Annotated in this window: 7 protein-coding genes; 3 read left to right on the plus strand and 4 right to left on the minus strand. The window is 71.4% G+C overall.

Annotation, left to right across the window (positions count from 1 at the left end):
* Nucleotides 1-85 precede the first annotated feature (85 nt).
* Complete coding sequence (locus tag TBR22_RS17495; RefSeq protein WP_239489135.1) at nucleotides 86-1,714, plus strand: NYN domain-containing protein; 1,629 nt, start codon at nucleotides 86-88, stop codon at nucleotides 1,712-1,714.
* Between the two features lie 63 nt (nucleotides 1,715-1,777).
* Here TBR22_RS17495 and TBR22_RS17500 read toward each other — a convergent pair whose 3' ends face one another.
* Entirely contained in the window at nucleotides 1,778-6,475 is a 4,698-nt protein-coding gene (locus TBR22_RS17500) for a PEGA domain-containing protein (RefSeq protein WP_239489136.1), read from the minus strand.
* 279 nt (nucleotides 6,476-6,754) lie between these two features.
* Between TBR22_RS17500 and thrC the strand changes: the two genes are divergently transcribed.
* Nucleotides 6,755-8,071 carry a threonine synthase gene (thrC, locus tag TBR22_RS17505; RefSeq protein WP_239489137.1) on the plus strand — a complete coding sequence of 439 codons (1,317 nt, stop codon included), beginning with the start codon at nucleotides 6,755-6,757 and terminating at the stop codon, nucleotides 8,069-8,071.
* A gap of 240 nt (nucleotides 8,072-8,311) precedes the next feature.
* The gene (locus tag TBR22_RS17510) at nucleotides 8,312-9,097 is read left to right on the plus strand and encodes a FadR/GntR family transcriptional regulator (RefSeq protein ID WP_239489138.1); all 786 of its coding nucleotides are present in this window, start codon (nucleotides 8,312-8,314) and stop codon (nucleotides 9,095-9,097) included.
* Between the two features lie 30 nt (nucleotides 9,098-9,127).
* Here the strand turns inward: TBR22_RS17510 and TBR22_RS17515 are convergent, their stop codons facing one another.
* From TBR22_RS17515 to TBR22_RS17525, 3 genes are all read right to left on the minus strand, one after another.
* Nucleotides 9,128-9,625 carry a hypothetical protein gene (locus TBR22_RS17515; RefSeq protein ID WP_239489139.1) on the minus strand — a complete coding sequence of 166 codons (498 nt, stop codon included), beginning with the start codon at nucleotides 9,623-9,625 and terminating at the stop codon, nucleotides 9,128-9,130.
* Nucleotides 9,626-9,723: 98 nt separating this feature from the next.
* Nucleotides 9,724-11,643, minus strand: a complete 1,920-nt coding sequence (locus TBR22_RS17520; RefSeq protein WP_239489140.1) for an ATP-binding cassette domain-containing protein — start codon at nucleotides 11,641-11,643, stop codon at nucleotides 9,724-9,726.
* A gap of 97 nt (nucleotides 11,644-11,740) precedes the next feature.
* The gene (locus TBR22_RS17525; RefSeq protein ID WP_305068736.1) at nucleotides 11,741-14,140 is read right to left on the minus strand and encodes a Tex family protein; all 2,400 of its coding nucleotides are present in this window, start codon (nucleotides 14,138-14,140) and stop codon (nucleotides 11,741-11,743) included.
* Nucleotides 14,141-14,157: the final 17 nt, after the last annotated feature.

A 14,157-nucleotide genomic window follows, 5' to 3' on the forward strand; every position in this document is an offset into this window, starting at 1 on the left:
TACACTTCCCGGGACGTCTCAGGGCCGCCTGCTTCACTTTCCCGGCGGCCGGGGGCGACACCTTCGCCTGGAAAGGACCAGCAGTTTGTCGGAAACCCGCCTCAAGATCGCCCTCTTCATCGACTTCGACAACATCGAGATCGGCGTCAAGACCACCCTCGGTGGCCACTTCGACGTCGGCGCCGTGCTCGAAGCGATGAAGGAGCGCGGCGAGGTGGTCACCAAGATCGCGTACGGGGACTGGACCCGTGCCGGTGACTACAGCCGCTCGCTCACCCAACACGCCATCCAGATGGTCCAGCGCAACCTGACGCCCGGTGGCGACAAGAACGGCGCGGACATCAACCTCGCGCTCGACGCGCTGGAGATGGCCTTCACCCACAGCCACATCAACGCCTTCGTGATCGTCGGCGGCGACAGCGACTTCATGGCGCTGGTCGAGAAGCTGAAGCTCTACGACCGCCAGGTGTTCGTGATCGGCGGCCGCGCCTTCACCAGCGTGATCCTGCAGAAGAACTGCACGGAGTTCATCGCCTACGAGAACCTGATCGGACGGCGCGGCAGCAGCAGCCGCGGCGGCGCGAGCAAGGACATCAAGGACTCGATGCCGCTGGTCAAGCGCGCACTCAAGGTGCTCGCCGACCGCGAGGTCACGCCGCAGCTCGGGGTCCTCAAGAGCACCCTGCTGCAGCTCGACTCGACCTTCTCGGAGCGCGAGTACGGCGTCAGCACGTTCCGCGACTACGTGCAGAAGCTCGAGCGCGCCGGGCAGGTCACGCTGCGCGGCGACGAGCGCAGCCTCCTGGTGGAACTCAAGGAAGGCGTCGAGATCCCCGACGCGGTGCCGAGTGCGCCGCCGGTCGCCCAGCAGCGACGCGCCGAGCCGAGGCGCGAGGCGCACCCCGTTGCCGAGCCGGCGCACGTCGAGGCCCACGCCGAGGCTCCCGCCGAGGCCGTCGCCGCACCGGCCGAGCCGTCGCCGGCGGCCGCAGGCGAACTCGCGGAGGGCTATTCGATCATCCGCGACATCTTCCTGCGCCCCGGAATCGTGTCGCGCTGGCCGCTGTACGTGCGGCAGGTCAAGCAGGTGATCCGCGCCAACAACGAGGGCTTCGACGAGCGCAAGTACGGCTACAACGGCATCGTCGATGCGCTCCGCTACGCGCAGCGCGAGGGGCTGTTCCGCCTCGATCGCGATCGCCAGGGCGTGATTCGCATCTACCCGGGCACGTTGCTGGCCGACGAGGCCGGCCCGGCGCAGCCGGGCGCCGCCCCGGGCGAGCCCGAACTGCCCATCTTCGACGGCGGCGCAGCGCGCGTCGTCGCCGAAGGTGACGACCTGCACGAGCCCGGCGACGTCAACGGCAATGTGGCGCGCCCCGGCGAGCCGCTCCCGGCCGCGCGTCCGGGCCGTCGCTCACGCGGCGGTCGCGGGCGCCAGCGCTTCGGCGATCGCGAGCCGCTGGTCGAGCCCACGACCGAGCCCGAAGCGCCGGCCCACGACGGTGAGCTCTTCCCCGAGTCCGCCACGCCCCCGACGATCGTCGAGGCTCCCGAGCCGCTGGCCGAGAACGAGCCGGACGCCATCGCGACCGACGCAACGCCCGGCCGTGCACGCAAGGCGACCAGGAAGGCCGCAGTGAAGAAGGCGGCCGCGCCGCGCAAGAAGGCGGCGCCCGCCGCCAAGAAGGCGCCGCGCAAGTCGACGCGCTAGTCGAAGGAGAACGGCCCGCTGCCGCGACACGCAGCGGGCCGTCGTGTATCAGGGCGATCGTGCCTACGGCTCGAAGGCGCGGTTGGCCCGCACGATCCCGGAGAAGTGCTTCTCGCTGCCGTCGGCGTTGCGCACGACCACGTCGTGCGTACCCGGCGTGATCGAGATGCGACCGGGCCCCGACCCGACCGACGTGCCGTCGATGATCACCTCGGCGCCCTCAGGAGCCTCGTAGTAGGCCGGCGAGACCTTGAGCGACAGGCGCGTGACCGCGCCGGGCTCGACCGTGAAGGTCAGCGGCTGGTCGATCCCCAGGCTCCGGTTCTCCGCGCGCAGTCGGTACGGGCCCGGCGGCAGCAGGATCTGCCCGTCCATGCTCGCGCCGATCTTCTTGCCGTTCAGGGACAGCTCGACCTCGTACTCCGAGTCGACGAGCACCCATCCTGCGAACACCTTCACTTCGATCGGCGTGGTCTCGCCGGCCACTACCGTCGCCGTCGTCGTGACGATGCCCGCCTCGCTGCGGATGGTCAGCTGCTGGTCGCCTTCCGGCAGGTCCTCGAGCACGAGCGGCGTCTTCCCGCGCGACTTGCCCTCGAAGAACAGCTCGGCGCCCGACGGATTCGACGAGACCTGCAGCGCACCGCGCCCGCCTCCCCCGGGCAGCCAGTCGACGGTCTGGGTGGTGACCACCCCGTCGCTGATCTCCACGGGCATCTCGCGCACGATGCCGCCCAGGCGCAGACGCAGCGTGTGCCGTCCCGGCTTCACCTCGCCCCGGAACGGCGTCCGCCCCATGACCGCGCCATCGACGAGCACTTCCACGCCCGATCGGCCGGTCTCGACGACGAGCGTGCCGCGCGCACCAGGCTGCACCCACCACCAGGCCGCGAAGGCGGCGCCGTTGAACAACGTGATCAATGCCGCCGCAGCCATCAGGCGGCGCCAGTTCATCCCTCGCCGCCCGACCTCGGGCAACGGCATGGGGAGGACGCGCGGTTCGACCGCGGCAGGACGCGCCGACGAGGCGGCACCGATCAGATCGGCGGCCGTCGTGACGGGGATGCGTGCGCTGCGCGAGTCGAGGTCCTCCAGATCGGGCAGGCCGACGGCGCGAATCTCCGGCTCGTAGGGGCGGAACGCCTCCGACGCGCCGATCTCCAGCACCGGCGCGACCGGCACGGGCGTGGGCATGGCCGCCGGCGCCGCCGGGGCCGTGACCGGCGACACGGAAGGGAGCGCCGCGGCCGGAGCCAATGGCCGGGCGGGCACGACCATCTCTCCGGAGGCCATGGCCGGCGAGGGGAAGGAGCCCGTCCCCCAATCGTCGCCGCCCGAGCGGTGCGCGACGTCTGCGACGTCGGTCGCGGGTTCGCGGGCCGGCGCGGGTGCGGCCATCTCGCTCGCCGTCGGCTGGGTCGCCCTGGGCCGCAGGGCCCCGAGGTCCGCCGGCGGGGTCCACCGCGGAACCTCACGTTCGAGCAGGGACGTCGGCCTCACCGCCGAGACCGCGTGCAACTGCTCCTTCTCGGCGATCGGGTCACGTGCGTCGGGCGGCAGCACGGGCGCCACGACCAGCGCCGCCGCGGGCGCTTCGATCACCGGGGCCACCACAGGAGGCGCGGGAGCCGTCGTCACCGGCGGCACCTCGACCACGGGCGCGGCAGGAGCCGCCTTCTTGCGGCGTGACCGCCGACGCTTCCTCCGCGCCACGCTCGTCCCCGCCTGCTCATCGGCCACCGACGACGCCGACAGCTCGGCGTCCTCATCGCGGTCCTCACCGTCGGGGATGGCATCCGCAGGCGCCGCGGCCACGACGTCCGCCACGGCCTCGGGAGCAACGGCGTCAACGACCACGGCCGGCGAACCGTCAGCGTCGGGCTCGCCGACGGGCGCCTCCGAACTCAGTTGGTCCCATGCGTGACCGTCGGAGCCGTCGTCGACGACCACCAGTTCGGGCACCGGCGCCCCGTCGTTTGCTGCGGGGTCCGCCATCGATACGGCCGGCGTGTCGTCCGGGGACGAGGGCGCCACAGGTGCGGCCTCGGCAACGACCTCCAGCACATCGACAGACAACGCCGGCGCGGCGACCATCGTCGTCGGCGCCTCGTCCTCGGTGGCCATCGGCCCGGCCGCTGGTTCTGCCGCGATCTCGTCCGCGATCTCGTCCGGCGCAGGCGTGGCCTCCGGCCGTGTGCCCAGCAAGGCATGCCGCCAGTCGGCCTCCTGCGGCGCAGCGTCGGCGCGCGTGAACAGCGACGAGGCCGCCTCGAGCGGCGCCGCGTCGGCCAGTGGCAACGGCCCGTCGGCGGCGACCTCTTCCTGGACCGGCTCGAGGTCCTGCAGCATGATTGGCCGCAGGTCACCGAACAAGCCGCTCGACGAGCGCTTCGCGTACGGGTCGGGCTCGGGTTCGGCCGCGGGCTCCGGGTCGGGTACAGGCGCGTCGATGGTCGGCGGCGCCTCGGCCACCTCCATCGTGTCGACGTCCGTTGACTCGTCCTGCGGCTCCACGCCGGCCAGAAGAGCGGTCCAGGTGTCGGCCCCCTCCTCCACCTGATCCTGGAACTGCACCTCGACCGGCTCTTCGGCCTGCGCCGCGACAGGCTCCTCGACCTGCTCTTCGACCGGCGCCTGGATCTGCTCTTCGACCTGCGCCTCGACTTGAACCTCAACCGGCTCCGCGACCCACTCTTCCGCCCGGGCCTCGACCGGCTCTTCGACCTGCTCTTCGACCGGCTCTTCGACTTGAACCTCAACCGGCTCCGCGACCCGCTCCTGCGCCTGCGCCTCGACCGGCTCCTCGACCGGCTCCTCGACCGGCGCCTCGACCTGCGCCTCGACCTGCGCCTCGACCGGCACGTCGGCGCGCGCGTCGGCTTGCGCCAGGGCCACGGCATCCTCGGCAAGGACCGGCTCGTCGGCGGCGGCGAGGGGCTCCTCGTCGAGGTCGAGGATCTCGGCCGAGAATTCCAACGTCGCCGGTTCATCCCCGACGAAGGCGAAGGGGGTCTCCACCTCGTCGGTCTCCGCCGTGCCGATCCGCGACGCCCGGGCCTCGATGGCGTCCAGGGTCAGGTACCCGAAGTGTTCGCCGACCGGGGGCACCTCCTCCACCGCGTCGACGACCTGCGGCTCGTCGCCGGCCACGGGCCCGAGGGCCTCGCTGCCGACCGGTGCCGCGTGGTCCTCGTCGCGCCACGGCAGCGCTTCCCGCCACCAATCTGCAGGGACGTGTTCGATGGCAGCCGACGGGGCCGGCTCGACCGGCGCAATGACGACGATCGGCTCGACGCGGAACGGCAGTTCGTCGGAGAGCAACTCGGTCTCGTCCGGAACCTGCAGCTCGGCGTGCTCCAACTCCAACGGGACGGGTGCAAGGGCAGGGTCGGCAGGCGCCACGACCGCTTCGTCGGCCGGACCACTGGCGAGATCCTCGACGACCGCCCCGAGCGTCGGAAGAACGTCGAGTTCCTCGGTCGCGACCTCGGCCGAACGTTCCGGTGTCGCAGGCACGTCGGTGAGGTCGGCGGCCGGCATCGACGACCACCGCACGCGCTCGTCCACGAGCGGCTCGGACGTGGGCGGCGTCTCGGGAATCAGATGCACCGGTGCGGCGTCGATCGGCGGCGCCACGGCGTCGACGAGACTGGCAAACTGCTGCTGCAGCTCGCGCCGCTCCTGCTCGAGGGTCTCGAGCGACACCGTCGTGGGCGGCGCTGCCCTCGTGGCGCGGACGGCCGCAGTCACCGGGTCCGGTCCCGGCGAGTTGCCGCCCTCGAGTTCCGCCTCGAGGCGCAGCAAGGCCTCGATGTCGATCGCCTCCTCGGTGACCGATGCGGCCTCCGCCCCGGAGGTCGCAACAGCCGCGACACCCTCGGCATTTCCGACGGCCGGCGAGGCCTGGGCCGTGTCCTGGTCCGCGGCCGGAGCGGGCGCAAGCGCCGCCACCGCGGCAACGACGCCCTTCACGCGCGCCGAGGTGAGGCCCATGGCCGTGGCACCACCGGCCACCAGGGCCTCGTACGCCTGCTGGGCCTCGCGTGCGGAGGTGAACGCGCGGCGGCTGTCGAGGGGCGCCAGGCGTTCCAGCCACGCCACCACGTCGCCGGCGATCGCGGCGGCCGGGGATCTCGCGAGCCGGTCCTGGATGAGTGGCAGCAGCCCGCGCAGCCGATGGGGATACTCCTCCTCGTCGACGGGACGGCCGAGCAAGGCCGCCATCGCCACCAGGCCCGCCTGCGCGAGGTCGGCCTGGATGTCCAGCCTCACCTGTCCGTTCCCCGGAGGAGTCGGGATGCGCCATTCACGCCAGAGCTGGTGGCGTGGCCGCTGCAGCCTGTCGATGGCGGGCCCGAGGACGTGCTCCACCATCACCACCCGCCCGTTCGGCGTCAGGACGATGCGCTCGGGGGCCAGGGTGCCATGCGACACCGTGCGGGAATCGTGCAGGACGGCCAGGCCGCCGAGCACCTCGCGCGTCACGTGCAGGCCGGCGCCGGTGTCGAAGGTGACCAGGCCGTGGCCCGCCATCTCCAGCACCTCGGCGAGCCGACTGCCCCCGAGGTGGCTCGAGACGAGGATGGGCCCGCGGCCCTTGCCGGAGGGCTCCAGCCCGAGAATGCGGGAGAACTTGACGTGCTGGAACTTGGCCAGCCGCGCGACACGCTCGCGCAGCAGCGCCTCGGCGGCAGAGAAGTCCGCCACGAGGTGGAACCACTCCACGACCTCGCCGCCGGGCAGCTCGCGACGTTCGCGCACACCGAGCCCGTCGCGAAAGACGACCCGTTCTTCCGCCGGTTCCGGGGAGTGTGCTACTTTCACCGCGCGCGTCCTTTCCGGGTGTCGAAAGCCGCTGCGATCACACGCATCGCCCCACTGGTGCTGCAACGGCCACACCAGCCCACCCGTACCTGCCGATCGGTGCCAAGCCTAAGTGTCATGGGCGGTTCTTGTATCGGCGCGGTCACGGGTCGACTCCACTGCGTCGCCTCCGCACACAAGCGTGCAATGGCGACCACGAATATGTAATCGGCTGCTATGTACCGCGCTTCATTCCGCTGCATCGCGGGGTGCCACGGCACCCACCCGCTCTTCACCCCTCTCTACCGCTGCCCGACCTGCGGCGACCTCCTGGAGGTGGCCCACGACATGGAGGCCCTCAAGGATCGGTCCGCCGGGGCGTGGATGCGGCTGTTCGACGACCGCTACAAGCGCACCCTCTGGCCGTACGGGTCGGCCGTGTGGGGCAAGAAGGAGTGGGTCTGCCCGGACATCCGCGACGACCAGATCGTCTCGATGGACGAGGGCGGCACCAACCTGCTGTGGGCCGAGCGGTACGGCACCAGCCTCGGCGTGCCCGACCTCTGGATCAAGCAGTGCGGCAATTCCCACACCGGCTCCTTCAAGGACCTGGGAATGACCGTGCTGGTCTCCGCGGTGCGCCAGATGATCACCGACGGCCAGCAGGTCCGCGCGATCGCATGCGCGTCCACCGGGGACACCTCGGCGGCCCTGGCCGCCTACGCGGCGGCGGCCGGTATCCCTGCCATCGTGCTGCTTCCGAAGGGCAAGGTGTCGGTCGCCCAGTTGCTGCAGCCGATCGCCAACGGCGCACTCGTCCTGTCGCTCGACACCGACTTCGACGGCTGCATGGCCATCGTGCAGCGCCTGGCGGCCGAGGAAGGCGTGTACCTGGCCAACTCGATGAACTCGCTGCGCCTCGAGGGGCAGAAGACGGTCTCCATCGAGATCGTGCAGCAGTGGGATTGGCAGGTGCCCGACGTGATCATCATCCCGGGTGGCAACCTCGGGAACGTGAGCGCCCTCGGCGCCGGATTCGACATGATGCAGGCCCTCGGCGTCGTCGCCAAGCGGCCGCGCATCGTCGTGGCCCAGGCCGAACGCGCCAATCCGCTGTACCTGGCCTATCGCAACGGCTGGAACTTCGAGCCGGTGCAGGCGCAGAGCACGCTGGCCTCGGCCATCCAGATCGGCAACCCCGTGTCGATCCGGAAGGCCATCCGCACCCTGCAGGCCTACGACGGCATCGTCGAGCAGGCCAACGAGACGGAGCTGGCCGACGCGTCGGCGCGGGCGGACCGGACCGGCATGTTCAACTGCCCGCACACCGGCGTCGCCCTGGCGGTGCTCGAGAAGCTCGCCCGGCGCGGCGAGATCACCAGGGACCAGCGCGTGGTCGTGGTATCGACGGCCAATGGCCTGAAGTTCAGCGACTTCAAGCTGCAGTACCACACGAAGCAGCTGGCCGGCATCGACGCCAGGCTCGCCAACTCGCCCGTCGAACTGCCGAACGACTACGACGCCGTGCGACGGACCATCGATCAGCACGCCTGATCGGCAGCTCCCTTCCCTGACCTGACGCTGACCGCCGGCCAAGGCCGGCGGCTACGTCGGGCAAGGCCGGCGGCTGCGTCGGGCAAGGCCGGCGGCTGCGTCGGGCAAGGCCGGCGGCTGCGTCGGGCAAGGCCGGGGTTACGTCGGGCTGCGACGGCCGGGAGCCCCGTCTCCCGATCCGCGATCTTGCGATCCGCGATCCCCAAAGCCCTCTGCAACACTTGTGATACAAATCCCGGCATGCAACACGGCCCGGCCATGCCCGGTGTCCACCCCGAGGTGGACGCCCGCGACGCCTCCGTGCGTACGCGTCCCTTCCCGTCTGCGGCCCGACGCGCCCATACCAGCGCGGCGGAGACGATCGTCGAATACGTCAGGGACCTGCTCGAGCGCGGCGCGTTGCGTCCGGGCGACCGCCTGCCGCCGGAGCGGGCGTTGGCCGTCGAAACGGGGGTGAGCCGCTCGTCGGTGCGGGTCGGCCTGCGCGCCCTGGCAACGATGGGCATCATCCAGTCGCGGCACGGGTCCGGCACCTACATCGCCGACGGGCCGCCGGTGCTCGAGAGCGACTCGCTGCACTTCCTGGCTGCGCTGCACGGCTTCACGCGCGACGAGATGTTCGAGGCGCGCCGGTTGATCGAGGTCAGCGTCGCGGGCATGGCGGCGGTGCGCGCCACCGGCGAGCAGATCGCCGCCATCGCCGAGGAGGTGACGAGCATGTTCGCGTCCCTCGACGACGCGCAGGCCTTCCTGCGGCACGACATCCGGTTCCACCAGGCGGTGGCCGCGGCGTGCGGGAACCCGATCCTGACGTCGCTGGTGGAGATGCTGTCGCAGGTGTACTACGAACGCCGCCGCGAGACGGTCGACCGCGCCCGCAACTTCCGCGAGCGCGCCGAGATGCATCGCCGGATCTACATGGCCATCCGCCAGCGTGACGCCAACGCCGCCCGCGACGCCATGGCCGCCCACCTCACGGCATCCGACGAAGAGCAGGCGATGGAGGAAGTGACGGTTGACGGTTGACGTCAAGCGTCAAACGTCAAACGTCAAACGTCAGAGGAACTCCCCCACCCCTGCCCAGGTCGCGTGGTCCTGCAGGCGCAGGGTGTGGAGGTAGAGGTCCACGTCCTCGGTGGGAAACTGCTCGCGGATGGCCTTGACGGCATCGGGCAGCTTCGTGGCGTCGACGGCCGGCGAGGCCTCGTCGGAGATCAGGCCGTTGTCGTGCGCGATGCCGAGCGCGTCCAGGAAGGCGCTCATCATGGGGCGCTGCCTGGCGAGGTGGAACGTCACCAGCAGGCGCCCGGCCACGCCGTCGGACACGGCGGCCAGGCCGGCGGTGTACTTGACCTTCTTCTCCAGCGGCAGCGCCAGCACGGACTTGACGCGGAAGTTGAGGCGGCGCGAGAGCAGCCCCACGACTTCGGCGTGCTCGGCGCCGGCTTCGCCTTCGCTCCAGAAGGCCTCGGCCGCGCCCTTGCGCTGGGCCTCGGTCATCAGCTTCCAGAGTTGCGAGGCGCGGGTGATCGAATTGACGTCGACGTCGGACATGATTTGGGCTGTGCTCGTGACGACGGCCGGACACGTTCGGCCGCTACGTCGCTCGATGATGTAGGCGCCGGGCTGGCCCGGCGCTCGGAGCCGTCATTCTACCGCGCCGCTTCGGCGCGACCCTCCAGATCGAGCCACCGCGCCATCGTCGCCTCGAGCTCGGCTTCGGTGGCCTCGAGGGCCCCGGCGACCTCCGCCATGCCGATCGCGCCGCGCCGGTGGAAGTCGGGCGCGTTGATCGCCGCCTCGAGTTCCGCCTTGCGGGCCTCGAGCGCCTCGATCGTCGCGGGCAGCGCCTCGAGCTCGATCTTCTCCTTGTAGGTCAGCTTCGCGGCCCGGGCTGCCGCGGCCTCGGCCTTGGAGGCCGCCCTGGTGTCGCGGGCCACGCTCGCCGTGGAGGCCGCCGCGGCAGGCGCCTGGGCGGCCTTCTGGCGCACCCAGTCGGTGTAGCCGCCGACGTACTCGCGCACCACGCCATCACCCTCGAAGGCGATCGTGCTGGTGACCACGCGGTCGAGGAAGGCGCGGTCGTGGCTGACCACGAGCAGCGTGCCGGCAAAGCCGAGGAGCAGGTCCTCGAGCACGTCGAGGGTCTCGAGATCGAGGTCGTTGGTCGGCTCGTCGAGCACCAGCACGTTGGCAGGCCGCACCAGCAGGCGCGCGAGCAGCAGCCGGTTGCGCTCACCGCCCGACAGCGCCCGCACCGGCGACTGGAACCGCTCCGGCGTGAACAGGAACTCCTTCAGGTAGCCGGCGACGTGCCGCGTGCCGCCGCCGGGCACGTCGACCATCTGCCGCCCGTCGGCCACCGTGTCCATCACCGTCGCGTCCGGGTCGAGCTGCTCGCGCTCCTGGTCGAAATACGCGATCTCGAGGTTCGTGCCGCGCACTACCTCGCCCGACTGCACCGGCAGCGTGCCGAGCAGCAGGCGCAGCAGCGTCGTCTTGCCTGCGCCGTTCGGCCCGAGGATGCCCACACGGTCGCCCCGCATGATGCGACCGCTGAAGTCGCGCACGATGACGCGGTCGCCGTAGCGGTGCGCGAGGTGCCGGGCCTCGAGCACCACGGCGCCCGACCGCTCGCTGTCGTCGATGGCCAGTTGCACCGTGCCGGACTTCTCGCGCCGCTGGGCCCGTTCGCGCCGCATCGCCTCGAGGGCCCGCACCCGACCCTCGTCGCGCGTGCGCCGCGCCTTGATGCCCTGGCGGATCCACGCCTCCTCGCGCGCGAGCAGCTTGTCGAACTTCGCCTCGGACTGCGCCTCGGCCTCCTGCTCGGCCTCGCGCGTCGCGAGGTAGGCGTCGTAGTCGCCCGGGTAGCTGCGCAGCGACCCGCGATCGAGCTCGACGATGCGCGTCGCCAGCGATCGCAACAGCGCACGGTCGTGCGTCACGAAGAGGAGCGCCCCCGCGAACTCGCGCAGGAAGCCCTCGAGCCACTCGATCGAGTCGATGTCGAGGTGGTTGGTCGGTTCGTCGAGCAGCAGCACGTCGGGCTGCCGCACGAGCGCCTGCGCGAGCAGCACGCGCCGACGCTGGCCGCCCGAGAGCGTGTTCACCGGCGCGTCGGCAGGCAGGTCGAGGCGATGGACGACATCCTCGACCCGCTGTTCGAGGCGCCAGCCGTCCTGCCGCTCGAGCGCCTCCTGCAGGTGTCCGAGCCGCTCGATCAGCGCGGCGGTGCCGTGCTCGGCGACCTCGTGCGCCACCTGGTGGTACTCGGTGGCCAGCTCGCCGAGCGCGCCGAGTCCCTCGGCCACGACCGCGAACACGCTGCGGTCGCCACCCGGAGGGACGTCCTGCTCGAGCCGCGCGATGCGCAGCCCCGGCTGCCGCCACACCCGACCGCCATCGGCCGGCAGGTCACCCGCCACGATGCGCAGCAGCGTCGACTTGCCTTCGCCGTTGCGGCCGATGAGGCACACGCGCTCCCCGGCCTCGAGCCGCAGCGTCGAGCGGTCGAGCAGGGGCCGGTGCCCGAAGGCCACCGTCACGTCGTCGAGTTCGATCAGGGCCATGTCAGGGGAATGCAGCGATGGTGCGATGCCGGAATGTCGGAGAGCCGCGCATGCCGCGGCATGCCCGGCATTTCCGGTCGCGCAGCCTCACCCGCTCCTACTTTCCCAGCAGCTTCTGGAAGGCCGCCGACATCGCCGTGCCGCCTGACGACGGCGCGGGCGCCTGCGGGCGTCGGTCCTGACGCTCCTGGCGGTCCTGCGGCGGACGGCCGCCCTGCGGTGGACGCTGGCCACGCGGCCCCTGTCCGTTGCCGCCCTGGCGCGCCTCGCGCGCCTGCGGGGCACGCGGCGCCGGCCGCTCCGCCTTGCGCATCGTGAGCGCGATGCGCTTGCGCGGGATGTCCACCTCGAGCACCGTCACGCTGACGATCTGGCCCGCCTTGACGACGTCGCGCGGGTCCTTCACGAAGCGGTCGGCCAGTTGCGACACGTGGACCAGGCCGTCCTGATGGACGCCGATGTCGACGAACGCGCCGAAGTTGGCCACGTTGGTGACCACGCCTTCGAGCACCATGCCCGGCTCGAGGTCCGAGAGCTGGTGCACCGACTCCTTGAACTTCGCCTGGCGGAACTCGGGGCGCGGGTCGCGGCCCGGCTTCTCGAGCTCGGCGAGGATGTCGCGCACCGTCGGGGTGCCGAAGCGGTCGTCGGCAAAGCGCGCCGGATCCAGCGTGCGCAGGAAGGCGCTGTCGCCGATGAGCGTCGGCAGGTCGCGGCCGGTCACCTGCGCGATGCGCTGGACCACCTCGTACGCCTCCGGGTGCACCGCCGACGCGTCGAGCGGGTCGGGGCCGTTCGGGATCCGCAGGAAGCCGGCGGCCTGCTCGAAGGTCTTGTCGCCGAGGCGCGGCACCGACCGCAGGTCGCTGCGGCGCGTGAAGGGGCCGTGCTGCGTCCGGTAGTCGACGATCTGCGCCGCGAGCCGGGAGTTGAGGCCGGAGATGCGCGACAGCAACGCCGGTGACGCGGTGTTCACGTCGGCGCCGACCGCGTTCACGCAGTCCTCCACCACGCCGTCGAGCTGCCGGGCCAGCGCCGGCTGGCTGACGTCGTGCTGGTACTGGCCGACGCCGATCGATCGCGGCTCGATCTTCACGAGCTCGGCGAGCGGATCCTGCAGGCGGCGCGCGATCGACACCGCGCCACGCAGCGTGACGTCGAGTTCGGGCAGTTCCTTCGAGGCGAGCTCCGACGCCGAGTAGACCGACGCGCCGGCCTCCGACACGACGATCCGCGTCAGCTTGAGCTCGGGGAACTTCTCCATCAGGTCGGCGACCAGCTTCTCGGTCTCGCGCGATGCCGTGCCGTTGCCGATCGCGATCAGCTCCACCTTGTGCGACACGCACAGGGCGGCCAGCGCGGCGATCGACCCGTCCCAATCCTTGCGCGGCTCGTGCGGGTAGATCGTCGTCGTCGCGACGACCGCCCCCGTGTTGCCCACCACGGCCACCTTCACGCCGGTGCGGATGCCCGGATCGAGGCCCATCGTCACGCGCGTCCCGGCCGGCGCGGCCAGCAACAAGTCGCGCAGGTTGCTGCCGAACACGCGGATGGCTTCTTCCTCGGCCATCTCCCGCAGCTTCGTCTCGACGTCGTTCTCGAGTTTGGGCTGCAGGCGCGCCTTCCACGCCAGCGACACCGCGGTGCGCAGGAAGTCGTCGGCGGGACGGCCCTGGTGCTGCACGCCGGAGAACGCCGCCATCCGGCGTTCCGGCTCGCTCAGCCCGCTGCCGCTGCCATCGTCGGGCAGCGTGATCGAGAGCTTCAGCACGCCCTCCTTGCGGCCGCGCAGCAGCGCGAGCACGCGGTGCGAGGGCAGCTTGGCCACCGGCTCGCTGGCGTCGAAGTAGTCGCGGAACTTCGCGCCCTTCTCCTCCTGCCCCTCGACGACGACCGACTTGAGCGTGCCCTGCTCCCAGACGTAGGTGCGCAGGCCGCCCACCAGCTCCGGCGCCTCGCTGAAGCGCTCGATGAGAATCGCGCGCGCGCCGTCGAGCGCCGCCGCGACGTCGGCCACTCCGGTGGCCTCGTTGACGTACTCCGCGGCAGCCTGATCGGGCACCAGCGTCGGGTCGGCGAGCAGCGCGTCGGCCAGCGGCTCGAGTCCCTGCTCACGGGCGATCTGCGCCTTCGAGCGCTTCTTCGGCCGGTGCGGCGCGTAGAGGTCCTCGAGGCGCGTCTTCGAGTCGGCGCTGCGAATCGCGTCCTCGAGCTCGGGCGTCAGCTTCTGCTGCTCGACCAGCGAGGCGAGGATGGCGGTGCGGCGCTCCTCGAGCTCGCGCAGGTAGCGCAGGCGTTCCTCCAGCGTGCGCAGTTGGGTGTCGTCGAGCCCGCCGGTGGCCTCCTTGCGGTAACGCGCGATGAAGGGCACCGTGGAGCCCTCGTCGAGCAGCGCCACCGCGGCAGTCACCTGCCGGGGCGCGACGGACAATTCCTGGGCGATCCGATCGAGGATCGGCGTGAACACGGCCGACGCGGCAGCCGGGGTGGTCGTCATGGTGTGTCTTTCGCGAA

Origin of the sequence: Luteitalea sp. TBR-22 (genome assembly GCF_016865485.1) — a bacterium.
Lineage (GTDB): Bacteria > Acidobacteriota > Vicinamibacteria > Vicinamibacterales > Vicinamibacteraceae > Luteitalea.

Bases quoted from the DNA above. Each gene is read 5' to 3' on its own strand.
- TBR22_RS17525 (WP_305068736.1), bottom strand. From the start codon at position 14,140: ATGACGACCACCCCGGCTGCCGCGTCGGCCGTGTTCACGCCGATCCTC.
- thrC (WP_239489137.1), top strand. From the start codon at position 6,755: ATGTACCGCGCTTCATTCCGCTGCATCGCGGGGTGCCACGGCACCCAC.
- TBR22_RS17515 (WP_239489139.1), bottom strand. From the start codon at position 9,625: ATGTCCGACGTCGACGTCAATTCGATCACCCGCGCCTCGCAACTCTGG.
- TBR22_RS17520 (WP_239489140.1), bottom strand. From the start codon at position 11,643: ATGGCCCTGATCGAACTCGACGACGTGACGGTGGCCTTCGGGCACCGG.
- TBR22_RS17510 (WP_239489138.1), top strand. From the start codon at position 8,312: ATGCAACACGGCCCGGCCATGCCCGGTGTCCACCCCGAGGTGGACGCC.